This is a genomic window from Achromobacter sp. RW408 (genome assembly GCF_003184165.1).
Lineage (GTDB): Bacteria > Pseudomonadota > Gammaproteobacteria > Burkholderiales > Burkholderiaceae_B > Achromobacter > Achromobacter xylosoxidans.
The window spans coordinates 1-16531 of the sequence record NZ_QHHO01000002.1; the positions used below are offsets into that span (position 1 = coordinate 1).

Here is a 16531-nt window from a genome sequence, read left to right on the forward strand (position 1 = left end):
CGTGGGCGGCGCGCTGGCGGCCGGCGCGGGGGCGGCCGCGGGCGTGTTGTTGGAGGTCGGCAGGGTAGCGATCAGCGCGCCCAGGTCGTCCGACTTGCCCGCCGGCGCGGTGCCGCCCGCGCCCGGCAGCGGCGCGGGCGCCGTGGCGGTCGGGCCGGTGGGCGGGGAGCCCGCCGCGCCGTCGCGGCCGTACAGGCCGGCGTTGGGATCCGGCGCCTGGCGCGGATCGGGCAGCTTGCCGGCGTCGCCCTGGCGGGTGGCGCGATCGACAAAGGGCACGGGCGCCTTGGTGACGTAGAACGCCACGACGGCGGCGACGATCAAGCCGAGGAGCAGACCGGCCAGCGCCCCGTACAGGGTGCTGCCGCTTTCGCCTGACCGGCGGGTGGATTTGCGCTTGGTGGCCATGTACCGATGTTACATCCGCTCGGGGGCGGACACGCCCAACAGCGCCAGGCCGTTGGCCAGCACTTGGCGCGTGGTCGCGGCCAGGCGCAGGCGCGCCAGCTTGAGCGCGGGGTCGTCGACCAGCACGCGCTCCGCGTTATACCAGCCGTGGAAGTCGGCGGCGCAGTCGCGCAGCCAGAAAGCGATGTGGTGCGGGGCCAGTTCCTGGGCGGCCAGCGCCACCACGTGGGGGAACTCGGCCAGTCGCTGCATCAGCGCGAATTCGCTCGGCGCGGTCAACAGGGACGCATCGGCCGCGGCCACTTCCGCCGCCGGCATGCCGGCGTTGTTGATGACCGAGCAGATGCGCGCGTGGGCGTACTGGATGTAGTAGACCGGGTTCTCGTCGCTCTTGGACAGGGCCAGGTCGACGTCGAACACGAATTCGGTGTCGGCGCGGCGCTGGATCAGGAAGTAGCGCACGGCGTCGCGGCCGACCCAGTCGATCAGGTCGCGCATGGTGACGTAGCTGCCGGCGCGCTTGGAGATCTTGACCTCCTGGCCGCCGCGCATCACCTTGACCATCTTGTGCAGCACGTACGACGGGTAGTCCTTGGGAATGCCCTCTTCCAGCGCCTGCAGGCCGGCGCGCACGCGCGCCACGGTGCCGTGGTGGTCGCTGCCCTGGATGTTCACGGCGCGGTGGAAGCCGCGTTCCCACTTGGCCTTGTGGTAGGCCACGTCCGGCACGAAATAGGTGTAGCCGCCCTCGCTCTTGCGCATGACGCGGTCTTTGTCGTCGCCCGTGCCCAGTTCGGTGGTGCGCAGCCACAGCGCGCCGCCTTCTTCATAGGTATGGCCGCCGGCGATCAGCGCCTTGACGGTGGCCTCGACCCGGCCCGAGGTGTACAGCGAGCTTTCCAGGTAATAGTTGTCGAACTTCAGCCCGAACGCCTGCAGGTCCAGGTCCTGCTCGCGGCGCAGGTAGGCCACGGCGAAGGCGCGGATGTCTTCCAGGCTGTCGATGTTGCCGGTGGCGGTGACGGGTTCGCCGTCCGAGGCCTGGATGGTCTTGCCGGCCTGGAAGTCGCGGGCGATGTCCAGGATGTAGTCGCCCTTGTAGCCGTCGGCGGGCCAGTCGGGCGAGTCGGTGCCCAGGCCGCGGGCGCGCGCCTGCACGCTGATGGCCAGGTTCTCGATCTGGTTGCCGGCGTCGTTGTAATAGAACTCGCGGGTCACATCCCAGCCGATGGCGTCGTACAGGCGGCACAGGGCGTCGCCCAGGGCCGCCTGGCGGGCGTGGCCGACGTGCAGCGGGCCGGTCGGGTTGGCGGACACGAATTCCACCAGGATCTTCTCGCCGCTGCGGGCGGCGCGGCCAAAGGCCTCGCCCTGCTCGGCCACGGCCGTGATGACGGCCTGGCGGGCGGCGGCGGTGACGCGCAGGTTGATGAAGCCGGGGCCGGCGATCTCGGCGCTTTCGACCAGGTCGCGGGCGCCGGGCAGGGCCAGCAGCGCCTCGACGATGGCCTGGGCCAGTTCACGCGGGTTGCGCTTGGCCGGCTTGGCCAGCTGCATGGCCACGTTGGTGGCGACGTCGCCGTGGGCGGCGACCTTGGGGCGCTCCAGCAGCACGTTGGCTTGGGCCGTATCGGCCTGGGCGTCGGGCAGGCTCTGCGCGACGGCGGCCTGGATCAGGGAGATAAGCTGTTTTTGTTGCTCGGGGAGCATGGGCGTCTGGAGAAGTTCGGGTGGGTGACGAGGGTGGCTGCGGGCGCGGCCGGGCCGCGGGCCCGCGCGCTGGCCCACCGGCGGTGCCGGGGGCGGGGATCGGCCGGCCGGCGCGCCTGGGGAGGCGCGGCCGCGCGGGCGCCGGCAACCTGGGCCGCCGCGGATCCTGCCGTCACGGGAATCTCCTGAATCATAGCTTGATTTGGCGACCGCCACCGGCCACGGGCCGCCCCGGCGGGTAGGGCGGAGCGCCAGTTGGCATCCCCAGGGCGTTGCGGTAGTGTATTGAAGGTATTCAATCCGTAGGAGACCGGAATATGCTGATTACATTTCACTCCAAGGTCGTGGCCGAAGTCCTGATGCTTACCGACCATGCCGGCGCCCTGCTGCAGGCCGCGGGCAAGTCCTTCGGCGACAAGATCCCCGAGCGCGGCGTGTTCACCGTCGACCAGCTCGGTCCGGCCATCCAGGGCATCGAACGGGCCATCGAAGAGGCCCAGGGCACCCACGACGAGGACGAGGAAGACGAGGACAAGCCGCCGGTGGCGCCCATGGCGCGCGCGGTCGGCCTGAAGGAACGCGCCTTCCCGCTGCTGGACATGATGCGCCAGTCGCAGGCCGCCGGCGCCGAGGTCACCTGGGAAGTCTCCCGCGGCTGGTAGGCAATGTCGCCGGACGGACAATCTGCCCGGCGATTTTTCCCTACCCTTTGCGGTTGACGCCATTTCAAGGAATCCCTGCCATGCGCAGCGACATCACCATCGTTTTCGACACCCGGCGCTCGCTGGACCTGTCGGCCAACGTCGAACCCAGCCCGCAACGCCAGAACGACGCTCGCGACTGGTTTGACGGCGCCTGGGAAACCCTGGGCTGCGAGCCCCTGCGCCCCAGCGGCAAGGTGCTGCTGCTGGACAAGGTGCTGGGCGTGGCCGACGCGCTGGGCTACGACATCCTGTCCACCGACGCCAAGGAGGCCCGCGAGTTCGCCGAGCACCTGGCGCTGGCGCTGGAACGCCCGCGCATCACGGTGGACCTGCCCGGCCTGACGGTCGGTTACTGACCGACTGGCCGCGCCAACGAAAAGACCCCGCCTGGCGCGGGGTCTTTTGCTTTCCAGGGTAGGCTCAGCGGATGCCGGCCCGCATGAACGACTGCACGAACTGGCGCTGGAACAGCAGGAAGGCGATCAGCAGCGGCGCCGCCGACATCAGCGTGGCGGCGGTGATCACCGACCAGTCGATGCCCTGGTCGGTCGACGAGAACACCTGCAGGCCCACCGTCAGCGGCCGCGATTCCACCGAGTTGGTGATGATCAGCGGCCACAGGAAGTTGTTCCAGTGGTGGCTGACCGACACCAGCCCGTAGGCCACGTAGATCGGTTTGGCCAGCGGCACGTAGACCTTCCACAGCACCTGCAGCGCGTTGGCGCCTTCCATGCGCGCGGCCTCCTCCAATTCGCGCGGCACCGTCTTGAAGGTCTGGCGCAGCAGGAAGATGCCGAAGGCCGATGCGAAGTACGGCAGGCCGATGGCGAACACCGTGTCGCGGATGCCCAGCTGGCTCATGGAGCGGTAGTTCTCCACCAGCAGCACGTCCGGCATGATCATCAGCTGCAGCAGCACCAGCATGAAGACGAAGTCGCGGCCGCGGAACTCGAAGCGCGCGAAGGCGTAGCCGGCCAGGGTCGACAGCACCAGCTGCGCCGCCAGCACCATCGTCACCAGCAGGAAGGTGTTGGCGAAGTAGCGCGGGAACGGCGCGGCCTGCCAGGCCCGCGCGAAGTTGTCGAGCGTGAGCGGCGCGAACAGGTCGAAGCGGGTGGCGTAGGCCGGCGGGTGAAACGCCGCCCACACGGCGTACGCCAGCGGCAGGATCCACAACAGGCCAAGCGCCCACGCGCCCAGGGTATCGAGCTTGTCTTTCATTGGTAGTGCGTCCTGCGGTCCAGCCAGCGGAACTTGACCAGCGCCGTTAGCGCCAGCACCACCAGCAGCACGACGGTCAGCGTCGCGGCGTAGGCAGTGTCCCAGAAACTGAAGCCCACCTGGTAGATGTAGTACAGCAGCAGCGTGCTGGCGTTGTCGGGCCCGCCGCGGGTCATGACCACCACGTGGTCCACCAGCCGGAAGGCGTTGATCAGCGCATTGATCAGCACGAACAGCGTGGTCGGCATCAGCAGCGGCCACAGTACGCGCCGGAAGTACTGCCAGCGCGAGGCCCCTTCCAGCATCGCTGCCTCGCGTAGCGACGGCGACACCGTCTGCAACGCGGCCAGGTAGAAGATCATGAAGAAACCGGATTCCTTCCACACCGTCACCAGCATCAGCGCCGGCAGCGCGGTTTCGCGGTTGCCGAGCCAGTTGGGGCCGGGCGAGCCGAACAGCTGCATCACCTGCGCGATCAGGCCGTACTGCGGGGTGTAGAAGAACAGCCAGATATTGGCCACCGCCACCATCGGCAGCACCGTCGGCGTGAAGTACGCCATGCGCAGGAAGCCTCGCCCGCGCAGGTTGCGGTTGACCCACAGCGCCATGACCAGCGCGATGCCGATCGACGTCGGGATGGTGCCCAGGGCGAACCACAGGTTGTTCCAGAGCGATTGCCAGAACACCGGGTCGTCGCGCATGACGGCGTAGTTGTCCAGCCCGACGAAGCGGGCCGGGCGCGCGCCCTTGGGGGTGGAATAGAAGCTGTGCCAGAGCGTCGCCAGCGCCGGGTAATGCGTGAACGCGGCGAGCAGCACGATGGCTGGCAGCAACAGCAGCCAGCCATAAAGCGCATTCAAAGAGCGGCTCATCGTGCTTGCGGATTTACTTGTAGGAACGCAGTATGCGGTCGGCTTCGCGCTGGGCGTCGGTCAGCGCCTGCTGCGGCGTCTTCGAACCCGTCAGCGCCGCCTGCAGCGCGTCGTTCAGGGTCTTGGTGACGCGCTGGTTCTCGTGGGTCGAGAATTCGGCCACGCTCACCTGCAACTGGTCGCGCGCCACGGCGGCGGCCGGCACATCCTGCGCGTACTTCTTCATCTTCTCGGTCTGCCAGGCGGCCGGCGTCACGGCCACGTAGCCAGTGGCGATGCTCCAGTCGGCGGCGCGCTCGGGCGTGGTGGCCCACTGCGCGAACTTGAGCGCGGCCTGCTGCTGCTCAGGCGTGCCGCTCTTGAAGATGTAGAAGTTGCCGCCGCCGGTCGGGCTGCCGCCGCGCTTTTGCTGCGGCATCATCGCCACGCCGAACGGGAAGTCGGCGTTCTTGCGGATGTTGGTCAGGTTGCCGGTGGTGGTCCAGATGATGGCGGCCTTCTTTTCCAGGAAGTCCTTGGGCGTGGTGCCCCAGTCGATCGTGCCGGTGGGCATGACCTTGTGCTTGGCCGACAGGTCGCGCCAGAACTGCGCGGCCTCGACCACGGCGGGCTTGTCCAGGTAGACCTCGTTGCCGGCCTCGTTCATCAGGATCGCGCCGTTGGGCGTGGTCAGGGCCTGGAACAGCCAGTAGGCGAAGGCGCCGCCCGACGGGATCTCGATGCCCCACTGGGTGGTGTTGCCGCTGGCGTCCTGCTTGGTCAGCTTCTTGCCGTACTCGACCAGCTCGGCCCAGGTGGCGGGCGCGCGCTCGGGATCCAGGCCGGCGGCCTTGAACAGATCCTTGTTGTAGTACATCACGATGGTCGAACGCTGGAACGGCACGCCCCAGGTGTGGCCGCCGGTGCGGCTGTTCTGCATGAAGGCGTCGTAGAAGCCGCCCAGCCACTTCTTGTCGGCGTCGCTCTTGGCCAGCGAGTCGATCGGCACGATGGCGTCTTCGTCGATCAGCGTGAACATGTCGGTCGACAGCAGCACGGCCAGCTGCGGCGGCGTGCCACCCTTCAGGGCGGTCAGCGCCTTGGCGATCGAATCCTGATACGAGCCGGCGTAGATCGGCTTGATCTTGATGCCGGGGTTTTCCTTCTCGAAGTCCGTCACCATGTCATCGACGATCTTGGTGATCGGGCCGCCCACGGCGACCGGATAGTAGAACTCCACTTCGACGGGCTTTTGCTGCGCCTGCGCGGGCAGCGACAGGCAGGCGGCGGCAAGGCTGGCGGCCAGGGTCTTGAGTACGATGCGTCGCATGATTGCGTTTCCTTTCCTGTGGATTGGGCGTCTTCAGCGCCCGACGGTGTTGATGACCGCCGAATCGGCGGCAAAGAAATGCTGTTGTTCGGCCGGCCACGACAGGCGCAGCGCTTCGCCGGCGCGGGCGCGCAGGTGGCCACCCACGCGCACCGCGATCCCGCCGCTGTCGCCGATCCGGCAGACCACGATGGAATCGGCGCCGAAGTACTCCACGCTTTCCACCGTGGCGGCGATGCCGTCGCTGTCGATGCGGATGTGTTCAGGGCGCACGCCCAGCTTGGCGGCGCCCTCCGGCGCGCCGGCGATGGCCGGACCATGGGTGCCGGCGATCACCGTGGCGCCTTGCAGCGGCATCAGCTTGATCAGGTTCATGGGTGGCGTGCCGATGAAGCGCGCCGCGAATTCGCTGGCCGGACGGGCATACAGGCCGTCGGGCGTGTCGTGCTGTTCGATCTGTCCGCCGCGCAGCAGCACCACCTGGTCGGCCATGCTCATGGCCTCGGTCTGGTCGTGCGTGACGTACACCATGGTGATGCCCAGGTCCTGCTGCAAGGCGCGGATCTCGCGCCGCATCTCGTGGCGAAGCTGCGCGTCCAGGTTGGACAGCGGCTCGTCCATCAGGCACACCGGCGCTTCCGAAATCACCGCGCGGCCCAGCGCCACGCGCTGCTGCTGGCCGCCCGACAGTTGCGACGGCTTGCGGTCCAGCAGATGGCCCAGGCCCAGCAGCGAAGCCACGCGTTGCAGGCGGCGGTCGTAGTCGCGCGCGGGCTCCTTACGCACCTTCAGGCCGAACAGGATGTTCTCGCGCACCGACAGGTGCGGGAACAGCGCGTACGACTGGAACACCATGGAAATGCGGCGCTTGGCCGGCGGCAATTGGGTGACGTCGCGGTCGCCGATGCGGATGGTGCCGGACGTGGGCGTGTCCAGGCCGGCGATCATGCGCAGCGTGGTCGATTTGCCGCAACCCGATGGGCCCAGCAGCACGGTGAAGCTGCCCGCCGGCACGGTGAAGCTGACGCCGTGGATCGCGGCCGCGCCGCCGTATTGCTTGGTGAGATTATCCAGAACGATGGATGACATGCTGTCTCTTGGATCTAGTTTTCTGATCCGTCTGCGGCGCGTGCGATGAAAACCTTTTCATTGTGCAGCGCAAACATGACGGAGATATGGCAGGGCATAGTGTTTGTAATCGAGATCGGGGCTCAGGCGAAGGGATATGGCCCGGGGTATTCCCCAATCACGGCGTGGTGCGTGACCAGCGCGCCGTCGTGCCACCAGTGCAACTGGTAGCCCGGCGGCTCCATGATGTATTGCAGGGTCGGGCGCGGCCCCAGCTCCAGCGCCAGCTGGTGCGCGGTGCCCGGACAGGTCGAGGCAATGGTGCCGCCGAAGCGGCGGAAGATGGTGCGGTGCAGGTGGCCGCACAGCACGCGCTCGACGCGCGGATAGCGCGCCACGATGCTTTCAAGTTCCGGGCCGCCGGCCAGCAGGCCGATGTCGTCCATGTGCTCGATGCCGGTCTGGAATGGCGGATGATGCATCAGCACCAGCGTCGGTCGGTCGGGCTGTTCGGCCAGGCGCGCGGCCAGCCAGCCCAGGCGTTCGTCGCACAGCTCGCCGTGGCTTTTCATCGGCACCACCGTGTCCAGCGCCAGCAGGCGCAGCGGATAGGTTTCGACGGCATACTGGATGAACGGCCCCTGTCCTTGCAGATAGCCATGGTCCGGGAAGGCGGCGCGCAATTGCGCGCGGTCGTCATGGTTGCCGGGCAGCAGGAAATAAGGGATTTCAAGCGCCTGCAACTGCTCGCGCAGCGCCTGGTATTCATGCGGACGGCCCAGGTCGGTCAGGTCGCCCGTGATCAGCACGCAGTCGGGCCGCGGCGTCAGCGCGTTGAGCGCGCGCACCGCCGGGCCGAGGAAGGCGGCAGGGTCGATGATGCCGTACGCCTTGTCGCCCGGGGTGCGCATGTGCAGGTCGGTAATCTGTGCGATGAGCATGACACGTGTTTCGATCGGTATTTATTCTGGAAGGGGTTCAGCGGCGCACCGGCGCCGCGGTGCCGCCCACCACGATGCAGTGCGGCAGGCGGTTCGATTGCGGCGGCTGGCCATGGATCTGCGCCAGCAGGTTGGAGCAGGCCGCCTGGCCGATGCCGTCACTGGGTTGCGCCACCGTGGTCAGCGGCGGCGTCAGCAAGGCGCCGAAGCGCATGCCGTCGAAGCCGCAGACGGAAATATCGGACGGAACCGACAGGCCCAGCGCCACCAGGTCGGCAATCACGGCCGTGGCCAGCAGGTCGTTGGAACAGAACAGCGCCGTCGGCGCCTGTTTGCCGCGCAATGCGGACTTGATCGCCTCGGCGTCGCTGCCGGTGTGCGAATTCATGGCGATGTGCTGGATCGGTTCCAGGCCCAGCTTCTTGGCGCAGGCGCGCGCGCCCGACAGGCGGCGGCGGGCACGATCGGAGGCCGTCAGCGGGCCGGTCACGATGGCGATGCGCCGATGCCCCAGCGCCGCCAGGTGCGAGACCATGTCAATGGCGGCCGCGCGATTGTCGACCGAGGCATAGGGATGGTCGGCGGATTCGTTGTAGACCAGCACGTAGGGCATGCCGGCGCTGTCCAGGTCGTCCAGCGTGGCGCTGCGGGCCGCGTCCGCCACCGTCAGGATCAGGCCGTCGACCTGGTGGTCGATCAGGCCCTGCACCGCGGCCGATTCCACCGCCGGGTCATAGCCGGTGGCGGTCAGCATCACGCTGTAGCCGGACTCGCGGGCGCGCCGTTCGGCGCCTTCAAAGCACTCGGCGAATACCGGATTGGACAGCGTCGGCAGAATCAATCCGATCGTGCGGGTGCTGCCGGAACGCAGGCTGCGGCCGACGCGATTGGGCCGGAAACCCGCGCGCTTGGCGATGGCGCGGATGTGCGCCAGCGTATCCGGATGGACGATTTCGGGCTGGTTGAACGCGCGCGAAACCGTGGCGGGGGAAACCCCCGCCTTGCGGGCCACTTCGATGATGGAAAAGCGGGGCGATGCGCGCGACGCCATGGCTACATTGCTGCCGGTTTGCTGAAAACGTTTTCATCTTACAAGACAAATATGACCTTTGTGTTGCACCCGTTTGCGCTATGCTGATAACAACGCAACAACATAAGGCCAAGGCGCGGCGTGGCGCGAAAATCCCTGCGAAAACACGGTTTTTTCAGTGGTTTTCCCAATTGACGCGACGCGCACAATGGCTGGGTTTGTCATGAAGGGCACGCATCATGCCGCGTGCCGTATCGGGACAAACCCCAGGTCAAGGGGACCGGGTGCGGAAGTCAGTACCGCGCATATCGCGCGGCACCGGGATAGAGGAAAGGATCATGTCTACTGCCTTAAACAGACTTGGCGCGCTTGAAGCGGCGCGCAAGCTGCAACGGCGCGAATTGACCGCGGTGCAATTGGTGCGAGCCTGCTTTGCGCGCATCGAGCAACGCGAAAACACCATCCATGCCTGGACGGCGCTGCAGAAGCAGGCCGCCCTGGATCACGCGGAAGCCCTGGATCGCAGCCCCCTGCGCGGCCCGCTGCATGGCCTGCCGATCGGCGTCAAGGACCTGTTCGACACGGTCGATCTGCCCACCCGCTACGGTTCCCCCATCTACGAACGCCACCATCCCGGGCTGGACGCCGCCGCCGTGGCGTTGTGCCGCCATGCCGGCGCCATCGTGATCGGCAAGACCGTCACCACCGAATTCGCCACCTACCAGGCCGGCCCCACGCGCAATCCCCGCAACGAGGCCTACACGCCCGGCGGCTCCTCCAGCGGCTCGGCCGCCGCGGTCGCCGACGACATGGTTCCGTTCGCGCTGGGTTCGCAGACCGCAGGCTCCATCATCCGCCCTGCGTCGTACTGCGGCATCGTCGGCTACAAGCCTACGTTCGGCGCCATTCCGCGGGCCGGGGTCAAGAGCCTGGCCGAATCGCTCGACACGGTCGGCGGCTTCGCCCGCTCGGTACCGGACGCGGCCCTGTTCGCCTCGGTCATGATGCGCGATCCGCGGCTGCTGGACCTGGCCTACGACGCCAAGCCGCGCATCGGCATGTACCGCAGCCTGCAATGGCGCCATGCCCAGTCCGAGACCAAGGAAGCCTTTGCCCAGGCCGCCGCCACGTTGTCGCGCGCCGGCGCCCACGTCGAGGAAGTGCCGTTGCCGCCCGAGCATTGCATGCTGGTGCAGCTGCATGCCGACATCATGGCGTTCGAGTCGTCGCAGGCGCTGGCCTACGAACGGCTGGAACACGCCGCGCAGCTCAGCCCCAAGATCCAGGCGATCCTCGAGGCCGGGGCCCAGATCAGCGCCGAGGAACACATCAAGAATCTGGCGCGCGCCGCGGAATCGCGCGCGCGCGTGGACGGCTGGTTCGACAAGTACGATGTGCTGCTCGCGCCCGCCGCCAGCGGCGAGGCGCCGTTCGCCGACCTCGGCACGGGCGACCCGCAGTTCTCGCGCGCGTGGACGCTGTTCGGCCTGCCGTGCCTGAACCTGCCGTTCGCCACCGGCCCGCAGGGCCTGCCGGTCGGCCTGCAACTGATCGGCAAGCGCCACGATGACCACCGCACCCTGGCGATCGCCGCCTGGGTCCACGAGCGGCTGCTGGCCGCGCGCGAGCCCGACATCGGCGCATCCGATATGTGGCCGCGCGGTTGACGGGGCGCGCCGCGCGCCCGTCGCGGCGCGGTCGAAGGCATCACGCAAGAAGAAAGCCCGCCGGATAAAGGCGGGCTATTTTTTTGTGCGGCGCGGCTTCACCGTAAGAAGCGCGCGAGGAACGCGGCGGCGGTAACCGCCGCGCCCGCGGCCTGGCGGCGGATCACGCGGCCTGGGCGGCTTCCTGTTCAGTGATGACGGCGCCGGCGTTGATGTGGCGGTTCACCGCGCTCAGCACGGCCTGGAACGAGGCCGTGACGATGTCGCGGTCGATGCCCACGCCGAAGCCCGTGCTCGAATCTCCGACGCGCAGTTCCACATAGGAGGCGGCGCGGGTGTCGGTGCCGGTGCCGATGGCGTGCTCGTGGTAGTCCATGATGCGCACGGGCACGTCCAGCGCGGCCACGAAGGCCGAGATGGCGCCATCGCCCTTGCCCGTCACGATGCGGCGCTCGCCGTTGTATTCGAGCTCGGCCTCGATGCTGAAGTGCTGGCCTTCGCCGGCGGCCGGATTGCCGTCGATGCGGTGACGCACCAGCTTCCACGGGGCCTTCTGTTCCAGGTATTCGCGGTTGAAGATGGTGTGCACGTCGTCGGCCGTGACTTCGCGGCCGGTCTCGTCGGTGACGCGCTGGATGGCGCGGCTGAATTCGATCTGCAGGCGGCGCGGCAACACCAGGCCGTGTTCCTGTTCGAGCAGGTACGACACGCCGCCCTTGCCCGACTGGCTGTTGACGCGGATCACGGCGTCGTAGCTGCGGCCGAGATCGGCCGGGTCGATCGGCAGGTACGGCACTTCCCACACGGCGTCGGGCTGCTGTTGCGCAAAGCCCTTCTTGATGGCGTCCTGGTGCGAACCGGAGAAGGCCGTGAAGACCAGGTCGCCCGCATACGGGTGGCGCGGGTGCACGGGCAACTGGTTGCAGTACTCGGCGCAGCGGCGCACTTCGTCGATGTCCGAGAAGTCCAGGCCCGGGTGCACGCCCTGGGTGTAGAGGTTCAGGGCCAGCGTGACCAGGTCGACGTTGCCGGTGCGCTCGCCGCTGCCGAACAGGCAGCCTTCGATGCGGTCGGCGCCGGCCATCACGGCGAATTCGGCGGCGGCCACGGCGGTGCCGCGGTCATTGTGCGGGTGCACGCTCAGCACGATGCTGTCGCGGCGCGCCAGGTTCTTGTGCATCCACTCGATCTGGTCGGCGTACATGTTCGGCGTGGTGGCCTCGATGGTGGCGGGCAGGTTCAGCACCATCTTGCAGTCCGGCGTGGGCTCCCATACGTCGGCCACGGCGTTCGAGACTTCCAGCGCGAATTCGGGTTCGGTCGTGCTGAAGACTTCGGGCGAGTACTGGTAGCGCCACTTGGTTTCCGGGTGCCTGGCCATGTACTGCTTGACCAGGCGCGTGCCGGTCGTGGCGATGTTCTTGATCTCGTCCTTGGTCATGTTGAACACGACCTTGCGGAACGCCGGGGCGCAGGCGTTGTACAGGTGGACGATGGCCTGCTTGGCGCCGGCCGCGGATTCCACGGTGCGGCTGATCAGGTCTTCACGCGACTGTGTCAGCACGATGATGGTGACGTCGTCGGGAATGCGCTTTTCGTCGATGAGCTTGCGCACGAAATCGAAGTCGGTCTGCGAGGCCGACGGGAAGCCCACCTCGATTTCCTTGAAGCCGATCTTGACCAGTTGCTCGAAGAAGCGGAGCTTGCGCTCGACGCTCATCGGCTCGATCAGGGCCTGGTTGCCGTCGCGCAGGTCGGTGCTCATCCAGATCGGCGGCTGCGTGATGCGGCGGCTGGGCCAGGTGCGCTCGGAAAAGTCGCGGGCGAACGGCGTGAAGGGGACGTATTTGGTGGCGGGGTTGGCAAGCATCATCACTACACCTCGATCGGTTTCTTGTGAATCCCGGGATCGGTTTCCTCGGCCGGCATGCGGCCGGATGGCGGCCTGGTGCCAGGGTTGGCCGCATTCGCGCGGCGCAAGATTCAGTTTTGAAAAGGGGAAATCGCGTGTGGCAAGCGTGGCTGCCGAGCTACCACGGGGACACTAGGCCCGGCAACCGATCGGTAGGTATAGCGATAGCGCGATGAAGGCGGTACGAGCGCGCAGGCCGGCAACCGGAGCGGCAAAGCGTCCGGTGGCAATCGCGAGGGAGGTGCGGTAAGCGGCCATAGGTTGCTAGTCAAACATACTTTTGCGGGCAGCGCAATCGGGAAGGCGATAAAAAAGCCGGGGACAGATCGTCCCCGGCTGGCGTCACACGCGTTATTGCATTTGCATGTGGCCGTTCTTGACCACCTGGCCCAGGCGCTCGCGCTCGCTCCTGGCGAACTCGACGAAGCTGGCGCGCGAACCGCCGCCCGGCTCGATGCTGCTCTGGCGCAGCGCGTCCTGCACTTCCTTGGTCTGCAGCGACTTCTCGACGGCGGCGTTCATCTTGTCGAGCACGTCGGCGGGCGTGCCGGCCGGCGCGTACAGGCCCGCCCAGTGGCCGATGCGGATGGCCGGGAAGCCTTGCTCGGCGGTGGTGGGAATGTCGGGCGCGCTGGCCATGCGCTTGTCCCAGGTGGTCGCCAGCGCCTTGAGCTTGCCGCTCTGCACCAGCGGCAGCGTGACGATGCTGGCTTCCGAGGTGGCGTCGACCTGCTTGCCGATCACCGCGGTCACGCCTTCCGAGCCGCTCTTGTAGGCGATGGGCTCGACCGGCAGTCCGGTGGCCTCCTTGACCATCTCGGCCACGAAGTGCGGCGTACTGCCGTTGCCGGCGGTCGAGAACGTGATACGGTCGGTCTTGGCCTGCTTGGCGCGTTCGACGAAGTCCTTCAGGTCCTTGGCGGGGTTCGACGGATTGGCCACGATCACCGACGGCGTGATCGACAGCAGCGCGACGGGGGTCAGTTCTTCGTCCTTGTAGGGCTGGTCCGAGCGGATCAGGCTGTTGGTGACGGTGCCGTTGCTGCCCACCAGATAGGTGTAGCCGTCGGCCGCGCTGCGCGCGACGTGCGCGGCGCCGACCACGCCGCCGGCGCCGGGGCGGTTTTCGACGATGACGGGCTGGTTCAGGGTCGTGCCCACCGCCTTGGCGATGATGCGGGCGACCAGATCGTTGGCGCCGCCAGCGCTGAAGGGCGCGACGAAGGTGATGGGCTTGTCGGGCCAGGCGGCGGCTGCCGGGGCGGCGACGAAAGCGGCCGAGCAGGCCAGCAGAAGGCCGGCGGCATACCGGACGGGGGGACGGAACATGTAAAGCAACTCCAGGGGGGCTGGCCGCGCATCCGACTGGTCTCTGCAATCGGCTTGGTCTGGTTTTAAAGTGCGCGGCCGCGGTTGCGCGAGCCTGGAGGGCCAGTATAGGGGAGCCCGGCTGGCAGGGGACTGAAACAAGCAGGCCGCCTTGCGGCGGCCTGGGTCGTCGAACGGTGGGGGGCGCGCCGCTCAGCGGGCCGGGCCACCGATGCGCGGTTCGACGTAGCGCGGTTCGCGGGCGTCGCGAATGTCACGGGAATCGCGCGCATCGCGGCGGCCGTCGTCGCGTCCGTCGCGCGGCGGGCGGGCGGTGGCGCCGTCGAGGATCTCGGCCTGCTCGGCCACCATGGCGATCTTGCCGATGCGGTTGTGGCGGATTTCCGACAGCGAGCGATGCAGGTCGCCGACAGTGAACGGTTCTTCACGGCCGCCCCAGGTCCAGCGCAGCACGCCCAGGGACTCCTCGGACAACTGGGGCGCCAGGTCGGCCAGCACGCCGGTGCCGACCGGGGTGGCGCGGCCGGAGGCCAGGCTGGCCGACAGCCAGGCGCGCAGGATGAAGAAGACGATCAGGGTCCAGATGCCGGCCACGACCCACCAGATGTACGGGTTGACCTTTTGCACCATGTCCATGGTGGGTTGGCCCAGGGTGTGCAGGAAGTCGTAGTTGATGCGCTTGCCGAAATCCAGGATCCAGGAAGCGGCGAGATACCAGACGATCACGGCCACTGCGATCACGATCGCGCGCACGAGAAGTCGGGGAAGCGCCAGTTTGAGCAGGGTCTGGCCGATAAGTCGGCAATCCTGGCGAACGCGTGCGGGCGAAGTCTGATTCATCATGCAAAATATTGTACCTATGACCCGTCCTATTTTAGAACTGCGGCCCGGCCAGCATCTGACGCTGACCCCTCAACTGCAGCAATCGATCCGGTTGCTGCAGCTGTCCACGCTCGAGCTCGAGGCGGAAATCTCGCAAGTGCTCGCCGACAATCCGTTGCTGGAACGCGACGATGAGCCTGCCTCCGTCGAGACGCAGGCCGAATCCGAGCGCGAGTCGTCGGTGCAGGACGACGAACCCGCGCCCGAGCGCGACACCCCGGTCGAGGAAATGCCGGGTTCGGGCGGGGTCTACCCCGATGATGATTCCAGCCTGCCCGAGGCCGCCCGGCCCGATACCCTGCGCGAGCACCTGCTCGGGCAACTGGTGCTGACCCGCGCCGCGCCGCGCGACGCCGCGCTGGCGGCGCTGCTGATCGACGAACTGGACGAGAACGGCTACCTGGGCTCGCCCCTGGAGGAAATCCTGGGCTGGCTGCCGGCCGAGATGGAGCCGGACCTGGACGAGCTGCGCGCCGCGCTGTCGCTGCTGCAATCGTTCGACCCGGCCGGCATCGGCGCGCGCGACATGTCCGAGTGCCTGCTGTTGCAATTGCGCAGTCCCGACACGGCCCGGTTGCCCGAGGCCGCGGATCCCAAGGCGCTGGCCTGCGCCCGCCTGGTCTGCGCCCAGCATCTGGCGCTGTTGGCCACCGGCAACCATGCCAGGCTGTGCGCCGCGGTCGGTTGTGACGAGGCCACGCTGCGCGCGGCGCACGCCCTGATCCTGCGTCTGGAGCCCCGTCCGGGCCGCGCCTGGACGGTCCCGGCGGCCGATTACGCCGTGCCCGACGTCATCGTGCGCAAGACGCGCCGCGGCTGGCAGGTGACGCTCAACAGCGCCGCCGTGCCGCGACTGCAGATCAATGGCCTGTACGCCCAAATGCTGGCCAACCAGAAGGAGTCGGCCCACGCCGGCTTGCAGTCTCAGCTGCAACAGGCGAAATGGATGATCCGCAACGTGGAGCAGCGCTTCGACACCATCCTGCGAGTGGCCCAGGCCATTGTCGACCGCCAGACCGCCTTCTTCAGCCAGGGGCCGGCGGCCATGCGCCCGCTCATCCTCAAGGACATTGCCGGCGAGCTGGGCCTGCATGAGTCCACCATTTCACGCGCCACGACACAGAAGTACATGCTCACTCCCTTCGGTACGCTGGAGCTCAAGCGCTTCTTCGGGGCGGGGGTGTCGACCGATGGCGGCGACGCCACATCCGCCACGGCGGTGCAGACTTTCATCCGCCAGATGGTGGCCGAGGAGAACCGGGCCAAGCCGCTGTCCGACAGCCAGATCATGGAAAAACTGGCCGATCAGGGCATCGTCATCGCCCGCAGGACGGTCGCGAAATACCGCGAGGCACTGCGGATCGCGCCGGCCGCGCTGCGCAAGGCGCAGGCCGCGGCGCGGTGAAATAAGGGACTTTTTTGCGGCGAAGCATCGCGGCGCGCGGTGCCTCGACGAGCGTCCGTTACCGTACACTGGG

At 67.6% G+C, this 16531-nt stretch carries 14 protein-coding genes and 1 pseudogene; 4 read left to right on the forward strand and 11 right to left on the reverse strand.

Annotated elements, in window-relative coordinates; all coding sequences use genetic code 11:
• Nucleotides 1-408: pseudogene (locus tag DK459_RS00360) on the reverse strand (SPOR domain-containing protein); the annotation flags it as partial.
• 9 nt (nucleotides 409-417) lie between these two features.
• Nucleotides 418-2118, reverse strand: a complete 1701-nt coding sequence (argS, locus tag DK459_RS00365; RefSeq protein ID WP_054485373.1) for an arginine--tRNA ligase — start codon at nucleotides 2116-2118, stop codon at nucleotides 418-420.
• A gap of 317 nt (nucleotides 2119-2435) precedes the next feature.
• On the opposite strand from argS, the gene DK459_RS00370 reads away from it, so the two are divergent.
• Both DK459_RS00370 and DK459_RS00375 read left to right on the forward strand, forming a co-directional pair.
• Nucleotides 2436-2780: a DUF1840 domain-containing protein gene (locus DK459_RS00370; RefSeq protein ID WP_020925654.1), complete on the forward strand. Its 345-nt coding sequence runs from the start codon at nucleotides 2436-2438 to the stop codon at nucleotides 2778-2780.
• Nucleotides 2781-2860: 80 nt separating this feature from the next.
• Complete coding sequence (locus tag DK459_RS00375) at nucleotides 2861-3178, forward strand: hypothetical protein (protein WP_006386976.1); 318 nt, start codon at nucleotides 2861-2863, stop codon at nucleotides 3176-3178.
• A gap of 64 nt (nucleotides 3179-3242) precedes the next feature.
• Here the strand turns inward: DK459_RS00375 and DK459_RS00380 are convergent, their stop codons facing one another.
• The 6 genes from DK459_RS00380 to DK459_RS00405 form a co-directional block, all read right to left on the reverse strand.
• Nucleotides 3243-4043, reverse strand: a complete 801-nt coding sequence (locus DK459_RS00380) for a carbohydrate ABC transporter permease (protein ID WP_006386977.1) — start codon at nucleotides 4041-4043, stop codon at nucleotides 3243-3245.
• Nucleotides 4040-4915: a carbohydrate ABC transporter permease gene (locus DK459_RS00385; RefSeq protein ID WP_026384938.1), complete on the reverse strand. Its 876-nt coding sequence runs from the start codon at nucleotides 4913-4915 to the stop codon at nucleotides 4040-4042. Before DK459_RS00385 ends, DK459_RS00380 begins: the two co-directional genes overlap by 4 nt.
• Before the next feature lie 13 nt (nucleotides 4916-4928).
• Nucleotides 4929-6224 carry an ABC transporter substrate-binding protein gene (locus tag DK459_RS00390; RefSeq protein ID WP_047992427.1) on the reverse strand — a complete coding sequence of 432 codons (1296 nt, stop codon included), beginning with the start codon at nucleotides 6222-6224 and terminating at the stop codon, nucleotides 4929-4931.
• A 33-nt stretch (nucleotides 6225-6257) separates the two neighbouring features.
• Nucleotides 6258-7313 (reverse strand): ABC transporter ATP-binding protein, encoded by a 1056-nt coding sequence (locus DK459_RS00395; RefSeq protein ID WP_006386980.1) that lies wholly within the window; start codon nucleotides 7311-7313, stop codon nucleotides 6258-6260.
• 122 nt (nucleotides 7314-7435) lie between these two features.
• Entirely contained in the window at nucleotides 7436-8233 is a 798-nt protein-coding gene (locus tag DK459_RS00400) for a phosphodiesterase (protein WP_006386981.1), read from the reverse strand.
• A 37-nt stretch (nucleotides 8234-8270) separates the two neighbouring features.
• Nucleotides 8271-9284, reverse strand: a complete 1014-nt coding sequence (locus tag DK459_RS00405; RefSeq protein ID WP_006386982.1) for a LacI family DNA-binding transcriptional regulator — start codon at nucleotides 9282-9284, stop codon at nucleotides 8271-8273.
• 317 nt (nucleotides 9285-9601) lie between these two features.
• Here DK459_RS00405 and DK459_RS00410 point away from each other — a divergent pair, with 317 nt between their 5' ends.
• A complete protein-coding gene (locus DK459_RS00410) occupies nucleotides 9602-10930 on the forward strand; it encodes an amidase (protein WP_006386983.1) in 1329 nt (442 codons plus the stop codon).
• A 163-nt stretch (nucleotides 10931-11093) separates the two neighbouring features.
• On the opposite strand, the gene leuA is transcribed toward DK459_RS00410, so the two are convergent.
• The 3 genes from leuA to DK459_RS00425 form a co-directional block, all read right to left on the reverse strand.
• A complete protein-coding gene (gene leuA / locus DK459_RS00415; protein WP_006386984.1) occupies nucleotides 11094-12803 on the reverse strand; it encodes a 2-isopropylmalate synthase in 1710 nt (569 codons plus the stop codon).
• Between the two features lie 390 nt (nucleotides 12804-13193).
• On the reverse strand, nucleotides 13194-14171 hold the full coding sequence (locus DK459_RS00420) for a tripartite tricarboxylate transporter substrate binding protein (protein ID WP_024067397.1): 978 nt from the start codon (nucleotides 14169-14171) through the stop codon (nucleotides 13194-13196).
• Between the two features lie 192 nt (nucleotides 14172-14363).
• A complete protein-coding gene (locus DK459_RS00425; RefSeq protein ID WP_024067398.1) occupies nucleotides 14364-15014 on the reverse strand; it encodes a hypothetical protein in 651 nt (216 codons plus the stop codon).
• Here DK459_RS00425 and rpoN point away from each other — a divergent pair.
• Nucleotides 15013-16458, forward strand: a complete 1446-nt coding sequence (gene rpoN / locus DK459_RS00430) for an RNA polymerase factor sigma-54 (RefSeq protein ID WP_024067399.1) — start codon at nucleotides 15013-15015, stop codon at nucleotides 16456-16458. The genes DK459_RS00425 and rpoN overlap by 2 nt on opposite strands.
• Nucleotides 16459-16531 lie beyond the last annotated feature (73 nt).

What these genes read in the sequence shown, in the direction of transcription:
- argS (WP_054485373.1), bottom strand. Translation starts at nt 2,118, where the DNA reads ATGCTCCCCGAGCAACAAAAACAGCTTATCTCCCTGATCCAGGCCGCC.
- DK459_RS00370 (WP_020925654.1), top strand. Translation starts at nt 2,436, where the DNA reads ATGCTGATTACATTTCACTCCAAGGTCGTGGCCGAAGTCCTGATGCTT.
- DK459_RS00375 (WP_006386976.1), top strand. Translation starts at nt 2,861, where the DNA reads ATGCGCAGCGACATCACCATCGTTTTCGACACCCGGCGCTCGCTGGAC.
- DK459_RS00380 (WP_006386977.1), bottom strand. Translation starts at nt 4,043, where the DNA reads ATGAAAGACAAGCTCGATACCCTGGGCGCGTGGGCGCTTGGCCTGTTG.
- DK459_RS00385 (WP_026384938.1), bottom strand. Translation starts at nt 4,915, where the DNA reads ATGAGCCGCTCTTTGAATGCGCTTTATGGCTGGCTGCTGTTGCTGCCA.
- DK459_RS00390 (WP_047992427.1), bottom strand. Translation starts at nt 6,224, where the DNA reads ATGCGACGCATCGTACTCAAGACCCTGGCCGCCAGCCTTGCCGCCGCC.
- DK459_RS00395 (WP_006386980.1), bottom strand. Translation starts at nt 7,313, where the DNA reads ATGTCATCCATCGTTCTGGATAATCTCACCAAGCAATACGGCGGCGCG.
- DK459_RS00400 (WP_006386981.1), bottom strand. Translation starts at nt 8,233, where the DNA reads ATGCTCATCGCACAGATTACCGACCTGCACATGCGCACCCCGGGCGAC.
- DK459_RS00405 (WP_006386982.1), bottom strand. Translation starts at nt 9,284, where the DNA reads ATGGCGTCGCGCGCATCGCCCCGCTTTTCCATCATCGAAGTGGCCCGC.
- DK459_RS00410 (WP_006386983.1), top strand. Translation starts at nt 9,602, where the DNA reads ATGTCTACTGCCTTAAACAGACTTGGCGCGCTTGAAGCGGCGCGCAAG.
- leuA (WP_006386984.1), bottom strand. Translation starts at nt 12,803, where the DNA reads ATGATGCTTGCCAACCCCGCCACCAAATACGTCCCCTTCACGCCGTTC.
- DK459_RS00420 (WP_024067397.1), bottom strand. Translation starts at nt 14,171, where the DNA reads ATGTTCCGTCCCCCCGTCCGGTATGCCGCCGGCCTTCTGCTGGCCTGC.
- rpoN (WP_024067399.1), top strand. Translation starts at nt 15,013, where the DNA reads ATGCAAAATATTGTACCTATGACCCGTCCTATTTTAGAACTGCGGCCC.
- DK459_RS00425 (WP_024067398.1), bottom strand. Translation starts at nt 15,014, where the DNA reads ATGATGAATCAGACTTCGCCCGCACGCGTTCGCCAGGATTGCCGACTT.